The sequence below is a fragment of the Pseudomonas sp. CCI4.2 genome, assembly GCF_034350045.1.
Taxonomy (GTDB): domain Bacteria; phylum Pseudomonadota; class Gammaproteobacteria; order Pseudomonadales; family Pseudomonadaceae; genus Aquipseudomonas.
In genome coordinates this window covers 5,490,817-5,512,655 of the sequence record NZ_CP133781.1, presented here as the reverse complement: position 1 = coordinate 5,512,655, position 21,839 = coordinate 5,490,817, and the positions used below count along the sequence as shown (strand labels likewise).

Here is a 21,839-nt window from a genome sequence, read left to right as displayed (position 1 = left end):
TTACGCGCCTTCGCTCAAGGCGGTTTCATGCAGCGTAATCATGGCTTCACGGGACCAGCGCGCGGTAAGCCGCTGACCGGTTTGGTGTTGCGCTGTGGTGTCCAGCCATTGGCTATTGGCGTGGCTGATGTTCAAGGTTTGGCCGTTATCGAGCGTGAGTTCGTAACGGGTGGCGCTGCCCTGATATTGAATGTCGAGCAGCAAACCACTGACCTGAATTTCATGACTGCCGGCCTGGCCTTCAGCGAACCGAATGTGTTCGGGGCGAATTGAAAAGGGCAGGGGGGTGCCGCTGAGGTGCAGGGCCAACTCACCGCGCAGCACGTTGGAGGTACCGACGAATTCGGCGACAAAGGTGGTGGCCGGTTTCATGTACAAATTGCGCGGGGTATCGACCTGCTCGATGCGCCCCTTGTTGAACACGGCTACGCGGTCGGACATTGACAGCGCTTCGGTTTGATCGTGGGTGACGAAGATGAAGGTGATGCCAAGCTGGCGTTGCAGCTTCTTCAGTTCGCCTTGCATTTGCTCGCGGAGCTTCAAATCCAGCGCCCCCAGCGGTTCGTCGAGTAACAGCACGCGAGGCCGATTGACCAGCGCCCGTGCCAGGGCAACCCGCTGGCGTTGACCACCGGACAGCTGCACCGGTTTACGCTCGCCGTAGCCGTCCAGTGCAACCATGGCCAGCGCGTCCTGAGCGCGATTCAAGCGTTCGGTTTTGCCGACACCTTTGACCTTCAGGCCGTAAGCCACGTTGTCCCGAACGTTCATGTGCGGGAACAGCGCGTAATCCTGAAACACGGTATTAACGTCCCGCTCATACGGCGGCAGGCCTGCCGCTTCCTCGCCGTGAATGCGGATTGACCCTGCGCTCGGTTGCTCGAAACCGGCAATCAAGCGCAAACAGGTGGTTTTGCCCGAGCCCGATGGGCCGAGCATGGAAAAGAACTCACCGTCTTGGATGTCGATAGAAACCCGGTCAACGGCTTTTACTTCGCCGAACTGACGGGAAACGTTAGTGAACTGGACTGCAAGGGTCATGGTGTATGGCTCTGAAAGGCATTCTTTGTAGGAGCCAACACGTTGGCTCCTACAAAGATGTTGATGGGGTTGCTCAGCGGCCGCCCATGATCGCGATGTAGTCCTGGGTCCAGCGGCTGTAGGGCACGAACTTGCCGCCTTCAGCTTGCGGTGTGGTCCAGAAAGCGATTTTGTCGAACTGGTCGAAACCGTTGGTGTTACAGCCCTCTGCCCCGAGTAATTCACTGGACTTGCACGCAGCTGGTACGGCTGGCAATGAGCCGAACCACGCGGCTACGTCGCCCTGGACTTTGGGTTGCAATGACCAATCCATCCACTTGTAGGCACAGTTCGGATGCTTGGCATCGGCATGCAACATGGTGGTGTCGGCCCAGCCGGTGGCACCTTCTTTTGGAATGGTCGAAGCCACCGGCTGTTTGTCGGTCTGCAGACCATTGACCATGTAACCCCATGAGCTTGAGGCTGCGACGCCTTCGTTTTTCACGTCGCTCATTTGCACGGTCGCGTCGTGCCAGTAGCGATGAACCAGCGCGTGTTGTTCACGCAGCACACCCAGCACGGCCTTGTACTGGGTTTCGGTCAGCTCGTAGGGGTTTTTGATGCCCAACTCAGGTTGAGTGGATTTCAAGTACAACGCCGCATCGGCGATGTAGATCGGGCCGTCATACGCCTGTACTCGGCCTTTGTTGGTTTTGCCGTCGGGCAAGTTCTGTTCCTTGAACACCACGTCCCAGCTCACGGGAGGGGTTTTGAACACATTGGTGTTGTACAACAACACGTTCGGCCCCCACTGATACGGCGTGCCGTAGGTTTGCTTGTTGACCACATACCACGGGCCGTTCACCAAACGCGGATCAAGGTTCTTCCAGTTCGGAATCAGCGCGGTATTGATAGGCTGCACCCGTTTACCGACGATCAGCCGCAACGACGCGTCGCCGGAGGCGGTCACCAAGTCATAGCCACCCTTGGCCATCAAACTCACCATTTCATCGGACGTGGCGGCGGTTTTGACACTGACCTTACAGCCGGTTTCCTGTTCAAACCCCGTCACCCAGTCATACGCTTTATCGCTTTCACCGCGCTCGATATAGCCCGGCCACGCCACAATATCGAGCTGGCCCTCGCCGGGTCCCACGGTTTTGAGCATTTCGGCTGCCTGCACACCACAACTGGTGAACAAACTGGTGACAACAGCGCTGAGTACGGCGGTCTTGAGCACTGACATGGGATTCCCTCTTCTTTAATTATGGTCGGGGCAGTGTCGGGGGCAGCTGCGAGCTACAAGCTTCAAGCTGCAAGAGGTTTATTGCTCTTACATTACTTGTAGCCGGAAGATCGCAAGGTTGTAGCCATTCTTCTTGTTTTTGATTTCGCTCTTGCTTGAAGCTTGCCGCTTATAACTCCATGCCGTGCTTGGCCATAATGTGCCGCACCACGCTGTAATCCTGCAGTGAGTCGCTGGATAAGTCCTTGCCATAACCCGAGCGCTTCAGGCCGCCGTGGGGCATTTCGCTAACCAACATGAAATGGCTGTTGATCCAGGTGCAGCCGTATTGCAACCGCGCGGCGACTTGCATGGCCTTGTCCAGATTCTGGGTCCAGATCGATGACGCCAGTCCGTACTCCGAATCGTTGGCCCAGTCCACCGCCTGTTCCAGTTGATCGAAGCGGGTCACGGTCACCACCGGGCCGAACACTTCACGCTGGACGATCTCATCGCTTTGCTTGCAGCCCGCCAGCAGCGTCGGTTGATAGAAGAACCCAGGGCCGGAATGCACTGCCGCGCCGGTGACGCGCTCAATGTGTGGCTGGCCCAGCGCACGTTCGACAAAACTGGCCACCCGGTCGCGCTGACGTGTACTGATCAGCGGACCGATTTCATTGTCGGCGTCGCGTCTTCCGGCAAAGCGCAGGCTGCTGACCGCCGCGCCGAGTTCGGCGACCAAGCGGTCGTGAATGCCAGTTTGAGCATAGATTCGGCACGCGGCGGTGCAATCCTGGCCCGCGTTGTAATAACCGTAGGTGCGAACGCCTTCGACCACGGCCTGAATGTCGGCGTCGTTGCAGACGATCACCGGAGCTTTTCCGCCCAGTTCCAGATGCGTGCGCTTGAGGGTCTTGGCGGCGGCCTGGAGAATTTTCTGTCCGGTAACGATGTCGCCAGTCAGCGAGACCATGCGCACTTTCGGGTGGCTGACCAAATGGTTGCCGACGCCTTCGCCACCGCCGCAAATGATGTTGATTACCCCGCGCGGTAATAACTCGGCCAAGGCAGGGGCCAAGGCCAATATCGACAAGGGGGTGTGTTCGGAGGGCTTGAACACCAAGGTGTTGCCCGCCGCCAGCGCTGGGGCGATTTTCCAGGCGGCCATCATGATCGGGTAATTCCAAGGCGCGATGGAAGCCACCACGCCAATCGGGTCGCGGCGAACCATGCTGGTGTAGCCCGGCAGGTATTCACCAGACAGTTGCCCCATCTGGCAGCGCACGGCCCCGGCGAAAAAACGGAACACATCGACGGTCGCGCTCAGATCATCCTGACGCGCCAAGTGCAGCGGCTTGCCGCAGTTCAGCGACTCAAGGTGCGCCAGCAGGTCGGCCTGTTTTTCAATGGCGTCGGCAATCGACAACAGAATGACAGAGCGTTGCTGCGGCGTGGTTCGCGACCAACTGGCGAAGGCTCGATGCGCGGCGAGAATGGCGGCTTCCACCTGCTCGGTACTGGCTTCCGCAACACGGGTCAGCACCTCTGCGGTGGCCGGGTTGATGATCGGCTCGGCAAAGCCCTGGCCAGCGACCAGTTCTCCGTCGATCAGCAGTGCAGTGAATAATGGAGTCGGATTACCGGGCATTTTCGCTGTTCTCTTTTTAGGCAGGACGTCCATGGGCATGCTTCGTTACACGCTGATTGCGCGCCCGGCCTTCGCTATGCCACAGAGACTAGTGCGCGGGCGTGGGGGTGACAAATACTAAATACTGAAAGCAACGTTCGATTAAATAGATAGCCTGCGCCCGGCGTGGGGTTGTTCGCGGGCGACGGTCAAAAAAGGGTCGACCAAGGGCGGTCTTGCGGTACCTCGGCGCCATGCCAGGCCGACGTCCAAGGTCTGAGTGAGGTCGGCCAGTGGACGGGCTTCGATGATGTCGCCCTCCAGTGACCATGGTCGGTAAGTCATGTCCGGCTGGATCGACACGCCCAAGCCGGCGGCCACCAGGCTGCGCACCGCTTCGGTGGAGGCGGTGCGCAAGGTAATGCGCGGTTGCAGTCCGGCGCGGACCCACATGCGCAGCGCATTCACGTCCATTTCATCGACATTGAGCTGAATCAATGGCTCGCGGGCCACGTCCGCGAGGCTGATGCTGTCGTGTTCCAGCAGCGGATGCTGGGCCGGGAGCCAAACGCGGTGGGGCGAATGGGTCAAGACTTCGGTTTGCAGGGCATGTCGATCCTCCAAATTGGAAAGGATCAACACGCCGACATCAATCTCGCCGCTGACCAATAGGTGCTCGATGTACTGACGCTCGTCTTCCATTACCCGCAGCTCGACGTTGGGGTAGGCGCGCTGAAAGCGGGTCAGTAAGTCTGCCAAATAATAGCCCGCCACCAGGCTGGTCACGCCGACGATCAACTGTCCTGCAAGTTGATCGGTGCTGTGTTGCAGGCTGCGTTTGGCGTTGTCCACTGTTGCCAGAATCAAATGTGCCTGACGCAGAAATTGATGGCCTTGGTGGGTCAGGGTCATGCCCTTGGCGTGCCGGTTGAACAGGCATACGCCGATTTCTTGCTCCAGTTGTTGAATGGCCAGGGTCAGCGTGGATTGAGAAATGAACACCGCTTGCGCGGCTGCCGATATCGAGCCGGTTTCCGCGACCGCAATAAAGTGACGAATCTGACGCAGCGTCATCATGGGAATGGCTCTGGTGGCTAGCGTATTTATTGATTTTTTCGAGTGTATATCTTTTTAATCGATAGGCCAGTCAGCGCGGGTTTTGAGGCGGATAAAGGGCGCAACTTTGCCCTGTTTTTTGCCCTGTTTAATGGTTACTGCACTGCATTGGGGCTTTTCTCGAATAAGTCTCAGAAAAGTCAGAAAAGTATGTAGGAAACATGGATCTAAGGCCGAAGGGGCTGGGCTATACTCAGCCAGCTTTGGATCGCCTATCGGTCCACTTCTTGAACGCGGCAAACTGCTGCCGAGTTGAACTCTTGAGGGCAGGACCGTGAAGAATTGGACATTACGCCAACGGATAATGGCGAGTTTCGCTGTGATCATCGCCATCATGTTGTTGATGGTTGTCGTGTCGTATACCCGACTGTTATCGATTCAATCCAGTGAAGAGAGAGTCGAAACCGACGCCCTTCCCGGGCTCTATTACAGCACCATGGTTCGCAGCGCTTGGGTTAACAGCTACCTCAATATTTTGCAGTTGTTTGGCGAGGACGAAGGCCGACCCCTGACGCCTGCCGAGATCAGCAACTTCAAAGGCTACGAAGCCACGCTGGTCAGCGAGCTGAATAACTACCGAAAGACGGTTTTCGATGCAGATGATCAGGCCTCCGTCGATGAGTTCGAAAAGCAGCATGCCGACTATATAAAGATCACCGACGAGGTGCTCGCCCTCTATCAAGCCAACGATTTCGCTAAAGCGCGCACAGAGTTTACTTCACAGATGGTGCCCGCGTGGAATCGCGGCCGCGCGTTGCTGACGTCGCTGATAGTCCAGAACAAAAAGTCGGCAGACCAGTCGATGGCCTCAATCGCTTCAACGGTGTTTTCCGCCAAAATCAGCATGGCTATCTCCTTGTTGGTCGCCCTTATTGCCGCTCTGAGTTGCGGCCTGTTGTTGATGCGCGCAATCATGGCGCCGATGCGGCGGATCGTCTGGGTGCTCGATATCATGCGCTCCGGTGACCTCAGTAAGCGCTTGAATCTGGGACGCAAAGACGAGTTTGGCGCTGTCGAAACCGGCTTCAACGACATGATGACCGAGCTGACCGGCCTGGTTTCACAGGCTCAGCGTTCATCGGTGCAGGTCACCACCTCAGTCACTGAAATTGCCGCCACCTCTAAGCAACAGCAAGCCACCGCCACCGAAACCGCTGCGACCACCACAGAAATTGGTGCGACATCGCGGGAAATCGCCGCGACCTCCCGTGATCTGGTGCGCACCATGACGGAAGTCACGTCCGCTGCGGACCAGGCGTCGATCCTCGCCGGCTCCGGCCAGCAAGGCTTGGCGCGCATGGAAGAAACCATGCATTCGGTCATGGGCGCGGCCGATCTGGTGAACGCCAAGCTGGCGATCCTTAATGAAAAAGCCGGCAACATCAATCAAGTGGTCGTGACCATCGTCAAAGTGGCTGATCAGACGAACCTGTTGTCGCTCAACGCCGCTATCGAAGCGGAAAAAGCCGGGGAGTACGGCCGTGGTTTTGCGGTGGTGGCGACTGAAGTTCGGCGCTTGGCCGACCAGACTGCCGTGGCCACCTACGACATTGAGCAGATGGTTCGTGAAATCCAGTCGGCGGTGTCTGCGGGCGTGATGGGCATGGACAAGTTCTCTGAAGAAGTCCGGCGCGGCATGTTTGAAGTGACCCAAGTGGGCGAACAGCTCTCGCAGATTATTCATCAAGTGCAGGCGCTGGCGCCGCGGGTGTTGATGGTCAACGAAGGGATGCAAGCCCAGGCAACAGGCGCCGAACAGATCAATCAGGCGCTGGTGCAATTGGGTGACGCTAGCAGCCAGACCGTCGACTCGTTGCGCCAGGCCAGCTTCGCCATCGACGAGTTGAGTCAGGTAGCGGTCGGACTGCGCAGCGGCGTCTCGCGTTTCAAGGTCTGAGAACGAGCGATGATTGAGTATTCGGCCAAACGTGGTGTCGCACCGCCACAGAACATTTTATTTCTGCTGTTTCACGTCGGCCGAGAACGTTACGCGCTTGAAGCGGTGGACATCGCTGAAGTATTGCCCCGCCTACAGCTCAAGCCCATCGCCCAGACGCCACATTGGGTGGCGGGGGTGTTCGCGCATCGGGGCGCTATGGTGCCGGTCATCGACCTCAGCGCGCTGACCTTTGGCCATCCGGCAAAGGCCCGGACCAGCACCCGACTGGTGTTAGTGAACTATCGGCCAGACGCCGATCGCCCCAGCCAACTGCTTGGCCTGATTCTCGAACAGGCGACCGAAACCCTGCGGTGCGCGCCCAGCGAGTTCAAACACTACGGGCTCGATAACCAGCAGGCGGCTTACCTGGGGCCGGTGCGTGAAGACGAACAGGGCTTGCTGCAATGGGTGCGCGTGCAAGATTTGCTCAGCGATCCGGTGCGCGAACTGCTTTACCCGGCACAACCGACGGCTGCCGAGTTATTTGAGGGCGCGCCATGAGCCGCGATGAGCGCTTTTTTGCCTTCCTCAAGGACCGGATCGGCCTGGACGTCGCCTCGGTCGGCGAAGCCATCATTGAGCGTGCGGTTCGCCAGCGCAGTGTTTTGGCAAAGTCCCAAGACATCGAAGGCTATTGGCAGGTGTTACTGACCTCTGCGACCGAACAACAAGCGCTGATCGAAGCTGTAATCGTTCCCGAGACCTGGTTTTTCCGCTACCCGGAATCGTTTGCGACGCTGGGCAAGCTGGCACAGGCGCGTTTGGCTGAACTCATGGGTGTGCGACCGTTGCGCATTCTCAGCCTCCCGTGTTCCACCGGCGAAGAGCCTTATTCAATCGCCATGGCCTTGTTTGATGCTGGATTGATAGCGCAGCAGTTTCAGATTGATGCGGTGGACATCAGCCCGCTATCGATTGAGCGGGCCCAGCGTGGCGTTTACGGAAAGAACTCGTTTCGTGGCGAACAGGTCGAGTTTCGCGACCGGCATTTTAGCGCCGACGCCGACGGCTTTTTGATCAGCGAGCGTGTGCAGACGCAGGTCAATTTTCAGCCCGGAAACGTGCTTGACCCCGGCTTGTTTGCCACGCAGCCAGCCTACGACTTTGTGTTCTGCCGCAACCTGCTGATCTATTTTGACCTGGCCACCCAGCAGCGGGTGTTCAACGTGCTCAAGAATTGGACCCGGGTAGACGGCGTGCTCTTTATCGGTCCCGCCGAGGGCAATTTGTTGTCGCGCTTGGGCATGCGCTCAATCGGCGTGGCGCAATCATTTGCGTTCAGTCGCCACGCCGACAGCGTGCCGGAGCCCGTCGCCAGTTTTGTTGCGCCCGCTTTTTCCCGGCCGCTTACGCCGGTGCCGTGGCCGCCCACGCCGCGCCCGATGGTGGCGATGCCGTCGAAGGCCGCTGCGGCGCAACGCGCCTCTGATGGGCGGGTCGTCGTGAACACCGACGCCGCCGACCTGTTAAGCACTATTGCAACCCTCGCCAACCAAGGTAATAGCGCCGAGGCCCGAGCGGCCTGCGAACGCTATTTGCAGCTGTATGAGCCGGTGGCGCAGGTGTTTTATTGGTTAGGGTTGTTAAGTGATCTAGGCGGCCAGAGCGCCGAAGCACTGGGCTTGTACCGCAAGGCGCTGTATCTGCAACCGCAGCACCCCGAAGCGCTGGCGCAACTGGCGGCGTTGCTCGCCTCCCAAGGTGATCTCATGGGTGCACGACGGTTGCATGAGCGGGCCGCTCGTGGCTTGGGCAAAGAAGGGCAAAAACCATGAGTGCCGAGCGGATTGACCAGAGCTTGATTCAGGAAGACACCCAGGCCATCGACGATTGCTGGAACCGCATCGGGATTCACGGTGTCCGTTCATGCCCTTTGCTCGCTGCACACATTCATTGCCGTAACTGCGCGGTGTATTCCGCTGCGGCCACGCGCTTGCTGGACCGCTATTCACTGGTTCAGGAACACCGAATACCGACCCACAGCAGCGAGGCTTATCACGAAATAAAAACCCGTTCGATTCTGGTGTTCCGTCTGGGCGAAGAATGGCTGGGGTTGCCGACGCGTTGCTTGGTGGAAGTCGCGCCATTGCAGACCATCCACTCGCTGCCACACCAGCGTTCGCGGGCCTTGTTAGGCGTGGCTAACGTGCGAGGAGCGTTGGTGGCGTGTGTGTCGCTGGTTGAATTGCTTGGCTTGGGAACCGGTCCGGTGATCAATCCATCCGCTCGAATAATGCCTCGCATGTTGATCATTACGGCCGAAGGTGGCCCGGCGGTGGTGCCGGTGGACGAAGTGGACGGTATTTACGCCATTGACCAGCGCACCCTGGACTCTGCGTCGAGTTCAGGCCATAACGGCAACGCCAAATACACCCGGGGCGTTATCCAGTGGAAGGCGCGCAGCCTGCGCCTGCTTGACGAAGAGCAGCTGTTGTCGGCAATGAACCGGAGCTTCTCATGACCCCAGAACAACTGCGCGATGCTTCGTTGTTCGAGCTTTTTGCGTTGGAAGCCGAAGCGCAAACCCAAGTTCTGAGTACCGGGTTGCTGGCGCTGGAGCGTGATCCGACCCAAGCGGCGCATCTGGAAGCGTGCATGCGGGCGGCGCATTCGCTCAAAGGCGCGGCGCGGATCGTGGGTGTGGATGCCGGCGTCAGCGTCGCGCATGTCATGGAAGATTGCCTGGTCAGCGCTCAGGAGTCGCGTTTGTACCTGCTGCCTGAACATATCGACGCCTTACTGCTGGGCACCGACTTGCTGCTGCGTATCGCCACCCCAGGCAGTTCGGGCGTCAGGCCGGAAGACATCAATGCCTACGTGGTGCAAATGAACCGTTTGCTCGCGCCGGCGGTGGTGGTTGTGCCGCCGCCACCGCCACCCCCCCCGTCACTTGCGTCGCTGCTCGCCAAGTCGGCGACGTCCACCTCGGAGCTGTCGACCGAAGATCTGGTGGCGCAGGCCTTGCGGCTCGACGCACTGGCTATGGAAGTCGCGCCCGTCGTGGCGGCAGAGCCGATAACCGTTGTCAGCCCAGTCCCTGCCCGTCCGTTACGGCGCAGGCGCCAAGACACCGAAGGCGGCGAGCGTGTTTTGCGTGTCACCGCTGAGCGTTTGAACAGCTTGCTCGATCTGTCGAGCAAAGCGCTGGTGGAGACCCAGCGGCTCAAGCCTTATTTGGCGACAATGCAGCGGATCAACCGCCTGCAAAACCACAGCGAACACGTGCTGGAAGGACTTGAAGCCAAACTCCATGAAGCGGGCGCCAGCGCCGAGACCCATGAGGTATTGGACGAAGCACGGCGTCTGTTATCCGAAGCCAAGGCGATGTTGATCCAGCAAACCGCCGAACTGGACGAATTCGGCTGGAACGCCGGCCGGCGTGCTCAGCAGCTCTACGACACTGCACTGGCGTGTCGGATGCGACCCTTTGCCGACGTGTTGGGCGGGCAGGCGCGAATGGTGCGTGACCTGGGCCGAGAACTGGGTAAGCAGGTGCGACTGGAAATTGAGGGTGAGAAAACCCAGGTCGACCGCGACGTTCTGGAGAAACTCGAAGCGCCGTTGACCCACCTGTTGCGCAACGCGGTGGACCACGGCGTTGAGTTGCCCGCGCAGCGCTTGCTGGCCGGCAAGCCTGCGGAGGGATTGATCCGCCTCAAAGCGTCCCACCAAGCCGGGCTGTTGGTGCTGGAAATCAGCGATGACGGCGCCGGTGTTGATCTGGACCGGCTGCGGCGGAGCATTATTGAACGGCAGCTATCGCCCGCCGAGACCGCCGCGCAATTAAGTGAAGAGGAGCTGCTTAGCTTCCTGTTCCTGCCCGGTTTCAGCCTGCGCGACAAAGTCACCGAAGTGTCCGGACGTGGCGTAGGTCTGGACGCCGTGCAGCATATGGTTCGCCAACTGCGCGGCTCGGTCGAGTTGGAGCAAGGTGCGGGGGAGGGCAGCCGTTTTCATATTGAAGTGCCGCTGACGCTGTCGGTGGTTCGCAGTTTGGTGGTGGAAGTCGGCGGCGAAGCCTACGCGTTCCCCTTAGCCCATATCGAACGCATGCGCGATTTGAACGCCGACGAGATCGTGCAACTTGAAGGTCGTCAGCATTTTTGGCACGAAGGCCGGCATGTTGGTTTGGTTGCTGCGAGCCAGTTGCTTCAGCGCCCGCAGAGCACCTCGGTGTCGGACGTTCTGAAAGTGGTGGTGATCCGTGAGCGTGACGCCGTGTATGGCGTGGCTGTGGAGCGCTTTATCGGCGAGCGAACCCTGGTGGTGTTGCCCCTTGATCCACGTTTGGGCAAGGTTCAGGACATTTCCGCTGGCGCGTTGCTCGACGATGGTTCCGCCGTCTTGATCATTGATGTTGAAGACATGCTGCGCTCGGTGGAGAAGCTGCTGAATACCGGGCGCCTCGAGCGCATCGACCGTCGCAGCCAACTGATCGACACTGCGGTGCGCAAGCGCGTACTGGTGGTGGATGATTCGTTGACGGTGAGGGAGTTACAGCGCAAGTTGCTGGTCAATCGCGGCTATGAAGTGGCGGTGGCGGTGGACGGTATGGACGGGTGGAATGCATTGCGGGCGGAGGACTTTGATTTGTTGATCACCGACATCGACATGCCGCGCATGGACGGCATCGAACTGGTGACCTTGCTGCGCCGCGACAGCCGTTTGCAGTCATTGCCGGTGATGGTGGTTTCCTACAAAGACCGAGAAGAAGATCGTCGACGCGGCCTGGATGCTGGCGCGGATTACTACCTGGCCAAAGCCAGCTTCCATGACGACGCCCTGTTGGACGCCGTGACGGAGCTGATAGGGAGTGCGCAAGGATGAAAATCGCAATCGTTAACGATATGCCCATGGCAGTTGAAGCGCTGCGCCGGGCTATCGCTTTGGAGCCGCAACACCAACTGGTCTGGATTGCCACCAACGGCGCCGAAGCAGTGGAACGCTGCGCTCAATTGACGCCTGACTTGATCCTGATGGACTTGATCATGCCGGTCATGGATGGCGTTGAGGCCACCCGCCAGATCATGGCAGCGACGCCGTGCGCCATCGTCATTGTGACAGTCGACCGCGAGCAGAATGTCCACCGGGTATTCGAAGCCATGGGCTATGGCGCCCTGGACGTGGTCGATACCCCGGCGCTCGGTGCGGGTGACCCCAAGGATGCCGCCGCGCCCTTACTGCGTAAAATCCTCAACATTGGCTGGCTGATCGGCCAGCGCGACAGCCGCGTGCGCACGGTCTTGACCCCGTTGCGTCAAAGCGTCCAGCGTCGGGGATTGGTCGCCATTGGTTCCTCCGCAGGGGGGCCCGCCGCATTGGAAACACTGCTCAAAGGCCTGCCGAAAAAATTCCCAGCGGCCATTGTGCTGGTGCAGCACGTTGACCAGGTTTTTGCGGCGGGCATGGCCGAATGGCTGAGCAGCGCTTCGGGTTTAACGGTGCGATTGGCTTGCAATGGCGAACCCCCGCAGAGCGGTACGGTGTTACTGGCGGGAACCAATCACCATATTCGCTTATTGAAGAACGGCAACCTGGCGTATACCGCCGAGCCGGTGAACGAAATCTATCGGCCTTCTATCGATGTGTTCTTCGACAGTGTGGCCCGTTTCTGGAGTGGAGATGCGGTGGGTGTGTTGTTGACAGGTATGGGGCGCGACGGTGCCGAAGGGCTGAAATCGATGCGCCAACAGGGATTTCTGACCATTGCGCAGGATCAGCAGAGCAGTGCGGTATACGGCATGCCCAAGGCCGCAGCAGCCATAGATGCGGCCGTTGAAATAAGGCCCTTGGAAAAAATTGCATCCAGATTAGTGGAGGTGTTCGCCCAATGATCACTGAGATGAGTTTATTTCCAGCCAACCCACGGGAGCCCCGTCATGCATGACTTACAAGTAGATGGCTTCAAGAGAACCGACGAAAACTCGGCGATGGTGCTGCTCGTTGACGACCAGGCCATGATCGGGGAAGCGGTGCGGCGTGGCCTCGCCAACGAAGAAAACATCGACTTCCATTTTTGTGCCGACCCTCATCAAGCGGTCAGTCAGGCGATTCTGATCAAGCCGACGGTTATTCTGCAGGACCTGGTGATGCCTGGCCTTGACGGGCTGACGCTGGTTCGCGAATACCGCAACAACCCACAGACTAAAGATATTCCGATCATTGTGCTCTCGACCAAAGACGACCCGCTGATCAAAAGCGCGGCGTTTGCTGCTGGCGCGAACGATTACCTGGTCAAGCTGCCAGACACCATTGAGTTGGTGGCGCGCATTCGTTATCACTCGCGCTCGTACATGACCCTGCTTCAGCGCGACGAAGCCTATCGTGCCCTGCGCGTCAGCCAACAGCAGTTGCTCGACACCAATCTGGTGTTGCAACGTCTGATGAACTCCGACGGCCTGACCGGATTGTCCAATCGCCGGCATTTTGACGAATACTTGGAGTTGGAATGGCGTCGGGCGGCGCGTGAGCAAACTCAGATGTCGCTGCTGATGATCGACGTCGATTACTTTAAAGCCTACAACGACAGCTTTGGTCATTTGGAAGGCGACGAAGCCTTGCGCTCGGTCGCCAAGGCGATCCGTGGAAGCTGCGCACGTCCTTCCGACCTCCCGGCCCGTTATGGCGGTGAAGAATTCGCGCTGGTGTTGCCCAACACTTCGCCGGGTGGCGCGCGGTTGCTGGCAGAAAAACTGCGCCACACGGTGACCGCCCTGGCCATCCCTCACAACTCCCCGGTGCCGGGTTCCACTTTGTCCATTAGCATTGGTTTGGCCACCATGATCCCGCAGCCGGGTTCTAACAGCCGCCAACTGATTCAAGAGGCCGACCAAGGCCTGTACTCGGCAAAGAACAATGGGCGTAATCAAGTGGTGGTGGGTGGGTAAGACATTCTTATCAGCTGCCGAAGGCTGTGAAACCAGAATGTGACGCAGCCAAACGCCTGCAACCACAATACTGTGGGAGCAGGCTTGCCTGCGAAGAGGCTCATCATTCCCCCGCTGATTGGGCCGGAAAACCTGGGTCGTCTGGATTGACGCTGCGTTGGCAAGCCACAGTGCTTCAATAGACCCAGATAGTCGGCGCTGAACATGTATCGCAGCCTTCGGCATCTCCTCCAGAAATTGCGTATGCCCGGCGTCGATCAAGACGAAATGCCTGTTATCCCGCCAGCCCTGCTTTACGGGCTGCCGTAGCGGTCTTGTGTGGGGTATACTCGTCGGCTTTCAAAAGTTCGCCTACGAGTGCTGCCTACCATGGAAATCAACCCGATCCTAAACAGCATCAAGGACCTGTCCGAGCGTTCCGAAACTATTCGGGGGTATCTTTGACTACGATCAAAAGCATGAGCGTCTGACCGAAGTCAATCGCGAGCTTGAAGATCCGGCTGTCTGGAACAACCCCGAATACGCACAGAACCTGGGCCGCGAGCGTTCCTTGCTGGCGCAGATCGTCGACACCCTGGACGAAATGTCCTCCGGGCTGAACGACGCCAAAGACCTGTTGCTGATGTCCGCTGAAGAAGAAGATCAGGCGGCCGTGGATGACGTGGCCGCCGAAGTCGAGCGTCTGCGCGAGTCGCTGGAGAAGCTTGAATTCCGCCGGATGTTCAGCGGTGAGATGGACGCCAACAACGCGTACCTCGATATCCAGGCCGGATCCGGCGGGACCGAGGCTCAAGACTGGGCCAACATCCTGCTGCGCATGTACCTGCGCTGGGCGGATAAACGCGGTTTCGACGCGACCATCATGGAATTGTCCGCCGGTGAAGTCGCCGGGATCAAAGGCGCGACCCTGCATATCAAGGGCGAATACGTGTTTGGCTGGTTGCGCACCGAGATTGGCGTCCACCGTTTGGTGCGCAAGAGCCCGTTCGACTCCGGCAACCGCCGTCATACGTCGTTCTCGGCTGTGTTCGTCTCGCCGGAAATCGATGACAACATCGAAATTGACATCAACCCGTCGGACCTGCGAATAGATACCTATCGTTCGTCCGGTGCCGGTGGTCAGCACGTAAACACCACTGACTCGGCGGTGCGGATTACCCACGTACCGACCAACACCGTGGTCAGCTGCCAGAACGAACGCTCCCAACACTCCAACAAAGACACCGCGATGAAGATGTTGCGGGCGCGTTTGTACGAGCAGGAAGTGCAGAAGCGCAACGCCGCATCGCAAGCCCTTGAAGACACCAAGTCGGACATCGGCTGGGGTCACCAGATTCGTTCGTACGTGCTCGACCAGTCGCGGATCAAGGATTTGCGCACCAACATCGAACGCAGCGACTGCAACAACGTGCTCGATGGTGACATCGACGAGTACCTTGAAGCCAGCCTCAAGCAAGGGCTGTAAGCAGTTAGAGCACTTAGTTTCAAGAGCAAGCGGCGCAGATCAAGCATTGATCAATAGCCCCGATTCAAGTCCCTCGTCCTAGGCGCGGGCACCGAACCTGTGATGGAAATCCAAGACATGAGCGACCAACAACTCGACCCGCAAGACCTGCAACAGGAAGAAAACAGCCTGATCGCCCTGCGCAAGGAAAAACTTGCCGTCGAGCGCGCCAAAGGCCAAGCCTTCCCCAACGACTTCCGCCGCGACAGCTACTGCAATGACTTGCAGAAGCAGTACGCCGACAAGACCAAGGAAGAGCTGTTGGCTGCAGCGATTCCGGTCAAGGTTGCGGGTCGTCTCATGCTTAACCGTGGCTCGTTCATGGTGATTCAGGACATGACCGGTCGCATTCAGGTCTACGTCAACCGCAAAACCCTGTCGGAAGACACCTTGGCCTCGGTCAAGACCTGGGACTTGGGCGATATCATTGCCGCCGAAGGCACTCTGGCCCGTTCCGGCAAAGGCGACTTGTACGTTGAAATGACCAACGTGCGCTTGCTGACCAAATCCTTGCGCCCGTTGCCGGACAAGCACCACGGCCTGACCGATACCGAAACCCGTTATCGCCAGCGCTATGTTGACTTGATCGTCAACGAAGAAGTCCGCGACACCTTCCGCATTCGTTCGCAGGTCATCGCGCATATTCGGGCCTTCTTTATGAAGCGTGATTTCCTCGAAGTCGAAACACCGATGCTGCAGACCATCCCCGGTGGTGCTGCCGCCAAGCCGTTCGAGACTCACCACAACGCCCTCGACCTGGACATGTTCCTGCGTATCGCCCCGGAACTGTTCCTCAAGCGCCTGGTGGTTGGCGGCTTCGAACGCGTATTCGAGATCAACCGCAACTTCCGCAACGAAGGCGTTTCGACTCGGCATAATCCAGAATTCACCATGCTTGAGTTCTATCAGGCCTACGCCGACTACGAAGACAATATGGACCTCACCGAGGAACTGTTCCGTGAGCTGGCGCAACTGGTGTTGAACAGCACCGACGTGCCATATCAAGGCAAAGTGTTCCATTTCGGCGAGCCGTTCCAGCGTATCTCGGTGTTCGCATCGATCCTCAAGTACAACCCGGACATTACTGCGGCTGACCTCGAAGACATCGACAAGGCCCGCGCTATCGCCAAGAAAGCCGGTGCTGCTGTTAAAGGCTTTGAAGGTCTGGGCAAGCTGCAAACCATGATTTTTGAAGAGTTGGTCGAGCATCAACTCGAGCAGCCGACGTTCATCACCGAATACCCGTTCGAAGTGTCGCCGCTGGCACGTCGCAATAACACCAACCCGAACGTCACCGACCGCTTTGAATTGTTCATCGGTGGCCGTGAAATCGCCAACGCCTACTCCGAGTTGAACGACGCGGAAGACCAGGCCGAGCGCTTTCAGGCCCAGGTTCGTGACAAGGACTCTGGTGACGATGAAGCCATGCATTACGATGCCGACTTCGTTCGCGCCTTGGAATACGGCATGCCACCCACCGCCGGTGAAGGTATCGGCATCGACCGACTGGTGATGCTACTGACCGACGCACCGTCGATTCGCGACGTGATCCTGTTCCCGCATATGCGCCCACAAGCGTAATAGCCAATGAAAAAGCCGCCCGATGAGGCGGTTTTTTTATGCTCTATTAAAGGAGACCCATCGTGAACCGTGGGATCGCTCAAGAAGGGGCTGCGGGCATCGCAACAGCCGTGGCTCAAAGTATTCAGTATCAGGGGCGCAAAGCCAGTCGGCAGGGCAGTGAGCAGCGCCGGCAAGACATTCTCGACGCTGCGATGCGAATCGTCGTACGTGATGGCGTCCGGGCTGTACGCCATCGGGCAGTGGCCGCTGAAGCCGGTGTGCCACTCTCGGCCACCACCTACTATTTCAAAGACATGGACGACTTGCTCACCGATGCCTTTTCCCAGCACGTCGAACGCAGCGCAGCGTACATGGCCAAACTCTGGGGTAACACCGAAGTGGTGCTGCACGGCATGCTTGCGCGCAGCGATGGCAGTCTTGAGTGCCAAGCACAATTGGCCGACGACATTGCGTTGATGGCGCTGGAATACCTGCGCTTTCAACTGACCGCCCGGCGCGAGCATCTGATCGCTGAACATGCGTTTCACCATGAGGCGTTAATCAACCCTCGACTGACACAATTGGTGAGCGCCCATCAGCAGATTTTGCTGCAAGGTACCTTTCAGTTTTTGCAGGTAATGGGCTCGTCGCAACCGCAACAGGATGCTCAAGTGTTGACGGGGATTATCTGCCGGATGGAATATCAGGGCCTGCTAGACGGTCCGCAGCCTGATGCGGACGAAGCAATGCTTGGAATACTGACCCGCTACATGCATTTGGTACTGGGTGCCCCGACACTGACCAGCGAGTAACTATGCGATTTTTCAGGACATCGTCTGTCGTCATCGCCTTGTCGTTCTTGTTATTGAGCGGCTGCCTGGTGACGTTCAAGGACCCGATCCCGGCCAACGATGCAGCGCCTGCTGGGCTGCTCGGCACATGGACGAGTCAAAACGCGTGGGGCGAGCCGCTGGAACTGGAGATAACCCGTTTAGGTAATCACGAATACAAAGCCGTCAGCTACCGCAAAGGCGATCGCAAAAACCGCGACGAGTACACGTTTACCGTGTCGCGGCATGGCAGTCGCTGGTACTTGTCGGCTGGCTTGCCTGAAAAATACGGCTCTAATTTCGTCATCGCTGGGTTTGAATTGACCGAATCACACGAGTTGGTGGTCTACCCCCTCGATATTGATCGGATCAATCAGTTAATCGACCAGAAAATCCTGGCCGGTGACACGCTGGAAACCGAAAAGGGCGACGGCGTATTGGTCACCAGCCCTCTGGATCAGGTGTTCAGTTACCTGGACGATCCGGCGAATTCGGATGTATTCATCGAAATGGCGCGCTATCAGCGCCAAATTAAGTAGCGGTGCCCTGTCCGCAGCGAGCCGTCATTCAAAAGGAGTATCGGGTGGACGATTACCAGCAGACTATTCGCGCGCTGTCAGACCGTATCGTCGTGGCTCAGACCCCGATCCGTGTGCTCGATGCAGTGAAGTGGGACGACAATGTTCGTAGGGGTTTTCTCGAAGCGAAGGGCAAGAAAATGCCTGCTGTGGATCGCGCCTATTACGATAACCGCCCGCTGGCGTTTGACTCCAACGCGGTGAAGCTGGAATTCCAGAACATCGAACGCGACATTACCCGGCAGCTGGGGCAATTTAACCCGGTCGGGCAGATTATGCGGCGCATGTGCAAGGAATACCGCATGGTGATCCGCATGCTCGAAGCGCGGGGTACGCCGGACTTCGGCCTGATTTCCCAAGAGCTGTATGGCGCCGCTTCCGACGCGTTCCACGCGGGTGACCCTACCCTGGCCGACCTGGGCATGATGCTCTCCGATTACCTGAACAACATTGCCGGGCGCGGCGACCTTAAAGACGAGGCGAAAACCCTCACCGCGAAAGACGCGGTGGAGATGCTGCAATCGCGACTGAACAAAGTGTTCGGCGAAGCTGAATCAACCATCCGCGTGTTCGAGTCTGACGGCATCGTTGCTGACGCTGCGGCGGGCGCTGATTACATCAAGATTCGTACTGACGCCATGTTCAACGAGCGCGACGTGCGGGCGCTGGAAGTACACGAGGGGCTGGTCCACGTCGGGACGACCCTCAACGGCCAGAACCAACCGATCTGTACCTTCTTGTCGAAAGGCCCGCCATCGTCGACGGTGACGCAGGAAGGCTTGGCGATCCTGATGGAAGTCATCGCCTTTGCCTCGTATCCAAGCCGCCTGCGCAAACTGACCAACCGGACGCGAGCCATTCACATGGCCGAAGAAGGTGCTGATTTCCTCCAGGTGTTCGAGTTCTATCGCGAGCAAGGCTTTGAAATGGCCGAGAGCTATGGCAATGCCAGTCGCGTATTTCGTGGATCGGTGCCCAACGGCCTGCCATTCACCAAAGACTTGTCCTACCTCAAGGGCTTCATCATGGTTTACAACTACATTCAGTTGGCCGTGCGTAAAGGCAAACTGGAGCAAGTGCCGCTGTTGTTTTGTGGCAAGACCACGCTGGAAGACATGCGCACCTTGCGTCAACTGGTCGATGAAGGCTTGGTGGTGCCGCCCAAGTACCTGCCCGAGCAGTTCCGCGACATGAATGCGTTGTCTGCCTGGATGTGTTTTTCGAACTTCCTCAACCACCTGAGTCTGGACCGGATCGAAGCGGACTATTCCAATATTTTGTAAACCAGTTTGATTTGTAGGAGCCAACTTGTTGGCGAAAAGCCTGCACACCGCGTCAGCCGTTTCGCCAACACGTTGGCTCCTACAGATATGAAAAAAAGGGATCACAGGTGAAGATTTTCGCTGCATTAGCCTTGATGCTGACCCTCGCAGGTTGCAGCTCCCTGTTGTTTTACCCCGAACCCGGCTTGCCCTTTACCCCTGAAAAAGCCCATGTGCAATTTCGCGATGTAACATTGATCGCCGCTGACGGCACGCACTTGCATGGCTGGTGGCTGCCTGCAAAAGCCGGGGTGCCGGTCAAAGGCACGGTTTTGCACCTGCACGGCAATGGCGGCAATCTGGCTTGGCACCTGGGCGGCAGTTATTGGCTGCCAGCCGAGGGCTATCAAGTGTTGCTGCTGGACTACCGGGGCTACGGTTTGTCTCAAGGCGAGCCCAGTTTGCCGGCGATCTATCAAGACATCGACGCCGCGTTTGATTGGCTGAACACCGCGCCGCAGGTACAGGGGAAACCATTGGTGGTCCTTGGGCAAAGCATCGGTGGTTCGCTGGCCGTGCACTATTTGGCTGAGCATCCACAGCAAAGGGCGCGGCTCAAAGCCTTGGTGTTAGACGGCACGCCGGCCAGCTACCGGGATGTTGCGCGCTACACCTTGAGCACGTCGTGGCTGACCTGGCCGCTGCAAACGCCACTGTCATGGCTGATCCCGGACTCAGAAAGCGCCATCAAAGGAATGCCGCAGCTGGTGGGCACGCCCATCATGATGTTTCAGAGCATCGACGATACGTTGGTCCCTCTTTCCAATGGCATCAGTCTGTATCAAGCTGCGCCGCCGCCGAGGGTCCTGCAATTGACCCGGGGTGGCCATGTGCAGACGTTCTTTGACCCGACCTGGCGCCAGGTGTTGCTGCGTTATCTGGAAGACCCGCAGCACTTCAATGGGCTGCGTCGATTGGCCGAAGTCCCGAATTACCCCGAAACCCCGGTTGCGCAACCCGCAACTCAGCATTCAGAAATTGAACATTCAGAGAGTCCGCAATGAGCGAAGAACGTAACGCAATTCCCCTGATCCTTACCGGCATCGGCTGCATCCTCGGCACTGTCGGTTGCCTCTGGTATTACGGCTATCTGCATTTTGCCAAGCCAGAAGATGCGTTGTTGTTGAGCGAATTCACCATGCTCAAGACCGTGCCAGGCGAGGAATACAAAATCTCCGTGGACCCTGCTACCGAAGTCGCGCAGTGCATCGACGGTGTATTGGTTTTGTTCGACACCGCGCAGAAAGGTCTGAGCGGCGTGTTAGTCAACGGCAGCAAACAGGCCGTGCATTGCATGGGCCAGGAAACCCCGCAGCAGTTGCAGCCGTAAAGCAAAACCACAACAAAACGCCCCGCCGATTCACACCGGCGGGGCGTTTTACTGTGCCTCAGTTAGTCGATTGCATCGACGAGCGCGGTGCTACCGGTTGATTGTCGTTGGAAATGGTCACTTCCACGCGACGATTTTGCGCGCGCCCCGAGTTGCTGCTGTTGTCCGCAACCGGGTATTCCTTGCCGTAACCCTGAGCCACGATGCGGGTAGGATCGACACCCATCTTCACCAAGGCTGTGCGTACCGAATCGGCCCGGCGTTCAGACAAAGACTGGTTGTAAGACGTAGACCCGCTGGAGTCGGTGTAGCCTTCGACCACCACTTTGCGATCCGGGTTTTGCTGCAAGAACTGCGCAAGCTTGTTGACGTCCATCATGCCGGACGATTTCAGCTCCGCTTTGTTTACGTCGAACAACACATCGCCAAAGGTCACCAAGGTACCGCGAGCAGTCTGCTTGGCGTTCAAGCTGTCCTGGAGCTGTTTGATCTGCGCATCACGGGCAGCCAAGCGCGCTTGTGCTCGCATCGCGGCGGCGTTTTTCAGCTGATCTTCAGCGGTCCGTAGGTTAACGGTCTGCTTGGCCACCTCAATTCGTTGGAGGGTCAGGTAAGACAGCTGATCGACCTTTTTGGCGTCCTCTTTATTGCGATAGGCCATGTCGGCCTTATCCAGCCAGTCACTCGCGTCCTTGGTTTCCAGCGCGGCAACCTGGCTCGATTGCGGGTCGGCTTGCAGGGCGGCAAAGTTGGTCCGCGCTTGTTCAAGGCTAGGATTCGGAGGTGTTGCACAGGCGGCCAAGCCAATGCTCAGCGCGAGAAGAGCAGGAACCATCAATTGTTTACGCATGATATTTTCGTCCTTCAATTCAATGTCGATCTAGGCAATACGAATAAA

At 58.1% G+C, this 21,839-nt stretch carries 19 protein-coding genes; 14 read left to right on the top strand and 5 right to left on the bottom strand.

The features are described from left to right. The 4 genes from RHM65_RS25035 to RHM65_RS25020 all read right to left on the bottom strand — a co-directional run bounded on the left by RHM65_RS25035 (window position 1) and on the right by RHM65_RS25020 (window position 4,949). Window positions 1–1,041, bottom strand: a complete 1,041-nt coding sequence (locus RHM65_RS25035) for an ABC transporter ATP-binding protein (protein ID WP_322168020.1) — start codon at window positions 1,039–1,041, stop codon at window positions 1–3. Between the two features lie 73 nt (window positions 1,042–1,114). Then, complete coding sequence (ydcS, locus tag RHM65_RS25030; RefSeq protein ID WP_322168021.1) at window positions 1,115–2,266, bottom strand: putative ABC transporter substrate-binding protein YdcS; 1,152 nt, start codon at window positions 2,264–2,266, stop codon at window positions 1,115–1,117. A 169-nt stretch (window positions 2,267–2,435) separates the two neighbouring features. Continuing rightward, entirely contained in the window at window positions 2,436–3,893 is a 1,458-nt protein-coding gene (locus tag RHM65_RS25025; protein WP_322168022.1) for a gamma-aminobutyraldehyde dehydrogenase, read from the bottom strand. A gap of 141 nt (window positions 3,894–4,034) precedes the next feature. Continuing rightward, a complete protein-coding gene (locus RHM65_RS25020) occupies window positions 4,035–4,949 on the bottom strand; it encodes a LysR family transcriptional regulator (RefSeq protein ID WP_322168023.1) in 915 nt (304 codons plus the stop codon). Between the two features lie 313 nt (window positions 4,950–5,262). On the opposite strand from RHM65_RS25020, the gene RHM65_RS25015 reads away from it, so the two are divergent. From RHM65_RS25015 to RHM65_RS24950, 14 genes are all read left to right on the top strand, one after another. Beyond that, window positions 5,263–6,885: a methyl-accepting chemotaxis protein gene (locus tag RHM65_RS25015; protein ID WP_322168024.1), complete on the top strand. Its 1,623-nt coding sequence runs from the start codon at window positions 5,263–5,265 to the stop codon at window positions 6,883–6,885. A gap of 9 nt (window positions 6,886–6,894) precedes the next feature. Next, complete coding sequence (locus RHM65_RS25010) at window positions 6,895–7,428, top strand: chemotaxis protein CheW (RefSeq protein ID WP_322168025.1); 534 nt, start codon at window positions 6,895–6,897, stop codon at window positions 7,426–7,428. Next, entirely contained in the window at window positions 7,425–8,702 is a 1,278-nt protein-coding gene (locus RHM65_RS25005; protein ID WP_322168026.1) for a CheR family methyltransferase, read from the top strand. The genes RHM65_RS25010 and RHM65_RS25005 overlap by 4 nt, the downstream gene beginning before the upstream one ends. Then, entirely contained in the window at window positions 8,699–9,388 is a 690-nt protein-coding gene (locus RHM65_RS25000; protein WP_322168027.1) for a chemotaxis protein CheW, read from the top strand. The genes RHM65_RS25005 and RHM65_RS25000 overlap by 4 nt, the downstream gene beginning before the upstream one ends. Beyond that, complete coding sequence (locus tag RHM65_RS24995; protein WP_322168028.1) at window positions 9,385–11,754, top strand: hybrid sensor histidine kinase/response regulator; 2,370 nt, start codon at window positions 9,385–9,387, stop codon at window positions 11,752–11,754. The genes RHM65_RS25000 and RHM65_RS24995 overlap by 4 nt, the downstream gene beginning before the upstream one ends. Then, the gene (locus RHM65_RS24990) at window positions 11,751–12,761 is read left to right on the top strand and encodes a chemotaxis response regulator protein-glutamate methylesterase (protein WP_322168029.1); all 1,011 of its coding nucleotides are present in this window, start codon (window positions 11,751–11,753) and stop codon (window positions 12,759–12,761) included. The genes RHM65_RS24995 and RHM65_RS24990 overlap by 4 nt, the downstream gene beginning before the upstream one ends. Before the next feature lie 45 nt (window positions 12,762–12,806). After that, on the top strand, window positions 12,807–13,814 hold the full coding sequence (locus RHM65_RS24985; RefSeq protein ID WP_322168030.1) for a PleD family two-component system response regulator: 1,008 nt from the start codon (window positions 12,807–12,809) through the stop codon (window positions 13,812–13,814). 369 nt (window positions 13,815–14,183) lie between these two features. After that, a protein-coding gene (prfB, locus tag RHM65_RS24980; RefSeq protein WP_322168031.1) for a peptide chain release factor 2 occupies window positions 14,184–15,279 on the top strand; the annotation gives its coding sequence in 2 pieces (ribosomal slippage) (window positions 14,184–14,255 and window positions 14,257–15,279; 1,095 coding nt in all). A 117-nt stretch (window positions 15,280–15,396) separates the two neighbouring features. Then, window positions 15,397–16,899 (top strand): lysine--tRNA ligase, encoded by a 1,503-nt coding sequence (gene lysS / locus RHM65_RS24975; protein ID WP_297840828.1) that lies wholly within the window; start codon window positions 15,397–15,399, stop codon window positions 16,897–16,899. A 74-nt stretch (window positions 16,900–16,973) separates the two neighbouring features. Then, a complete protein-coding gene (locus RHM65_RS24970) occupies window positions 16,974–17,693 on the top strand; it encodes a TetR/AcrR family transcriptional regulator (protein ID WP_322170782.1) in 720 nt (239 codons plus the stop codon). A gap of 2 nt (window positions 17,694–17,695) precedes the next feature. After that, the gene (locus tag RHM65_RS24965) at window positions 17,696–18,250 is read left to right on the top strand and encodes a hypothetical protein (protein ID WP_322168032.1); all 555 of its coding nucleotides are present in this window, start codon (window positions 17,696–17,698) and stop codon (window positions 18,248–18,250) included. Window positions 18,251–18,294: 44 nt separating this feature from the next. Next, the gene (locus tag RHM65_RS24960) at window positions 18,295–19,572 is read left to right on the top strand and encodes a flavohemoglobin expression-modulating QEGLA motif protein (protein WP_322168033.1); all 1,278 of its coding nucleotides are present in this window, start codon (window positions 18,295–18,297) and stop codon (window positions 19,570–19,572) included. A gap of 134 nt (window positions 19,573–19,706) precedes the next feature. Beyond that, window positions 19,707–20,615 carry an alpha/beta hydrolase gene (locus RHM65_RS24955; protein ID WP_322170785.1) on the top strand — a complete coding sequence of 303 codons (909 nt, stop codon included), beginning with the start codon at window positions 19,707–19,709 and terminating at the stop codon, window positions 20,613–20,615. Further along, the gene (locus tag RHM65_RS24950) at window positions 20,612–20,941 is read left to right on the top strand and encodes a hypothetical protein (protein WP_322168034.1); all 330 of its coding nucleotides are present in this window, start codon (window positions 20,612–20,614) and stop codon (window positions 20,939–20,941) included. Before RHM65_RS24955 ends, RHM65_RS24950 begins: the two co-directional genes overlap by 4 nt. 58 nt (window positions 20,942–20,999) lie before the next feature. Here RHM65_RS24950 and RHM65_RS24945 read toward each other — a convergent pair whose 3' ends face one another. Next, window positions 21,000–21,791 (bottom strand): OmpA family protein, encoded by a 792-nt coding sequence (locus RHM65_RS24945; protein WP_322168035.1) that lies wholly within the window; start codon window positions 21,789–21,791, stop codon window positions 21,000–21,002. Between the last annotated feature and the right edge of the window lie 48 nt (window positions 21,792–21,839).

Bases quoted from the DNA above. Each gene is read 5' to 3' on its own strand.
- RHM65_RS25025 (WP_322168022.1), bottom strand. From the start codon at position 3,893: ATGCCCGGTAATCCGACTCCATTATTCACTGCACTGCTGATCGACGGA.
- RHM65_RS24955 (WP_322170785.1), top strand. From the start codon at position 19,707: ATGCTGACCCTCGCAGGTTGCAGCTCCCTGTTGTTTTACCCCGAACCC.
- RHM65_RS24990 (WP_322168029.1), top strand. From the start codon at position 11,751: ATGAAAATCGCAATCGTTAACGATATGCCCATGGCAGTTGAAGCGCTG.
- lysS (WP_297840828.1), top strand. From the start codon at position 15,397: ATGAGCGACCAACAACTCGACCCGCAAGACCTGCAACAGGAAGAAAAC.
- RHM65_RS24965 (WP_322168032.1), top strand. From the start codon at position 17,696: ATGCGATTTTTCAGGACATCGTCTGTCGTCATCGCCTTGTCGTTCTTG.
- ydcS (WP_322168021.1), bottom strand. From the start codon at position 2,266: ATGTCAGTGCTCAAGACCGCCGTACTCAGCGCTGTTGTCACCAGTTTG.
- RHM65_RS24985 (WP_322168030.1), top strand. From the start codon at position 12,807: ATGCATGACTTACAAGTAGATGGCTTCAAGAGAACCGACGAAAACTCG.
- RHM65_RS25005 (WP_322168026.1), top strand. From the start codon at position 7,425: ATGAGCCGCGATGAGCGCTTTTTTGCCTTCCTCAAGGACCGGATCGGC.
- RHM65_RS25020 (WP_322168023.1), bottom strand. From the start codon at position 4,949: ATGATGACGCTGCGTCAGATTCGTCACTTTATTGCGGTCGCGGAAACC.
- RHM65_RS24995 (WP_322168028.1), top strand. From the start codon at position 9,385: ATGACCCCAGAACAACTGCGCGATGCTTCGTTGTTCGAGCTTTTTGCG.
- RHM65_RS25035 (WP_322168020.1), bottom strand. From the start codon at position 1,041: ATGACCCTTGCAGTCCAGTTCACTAACGTTTCCCGTCAGTTCGGCGAA.
- RHM65_RS25000 (WP_322168027.1), top strand. From the start codon at position 8,699: ATGAGTGCCGAGCGGATTGACCAGAGCTTGATTCAGGAAGACACCCAG.
- RHM65_RS24945 (WP_322168035.1), bottom strand. From the start codon at position 21,791: ATGCGTAAACAATTGATGGTTCCTGCTCTTCTCGCGCTGAGCATTGGC.
- RHM65_RS25010 (WP_322168025.1), top strand. From the start codon at position 6,895: ATGATTGAGTATTCGGCCAAACGTGGTGTCGCACCGCCACAGAACATT.
- RHM65_RS24950 (WP_322168034.1), top strand. From the start codon at position 20,612: ATGAGCGAAGAACGTAACGCAATTCCCCTGATCCTTACCGGCATCGGC.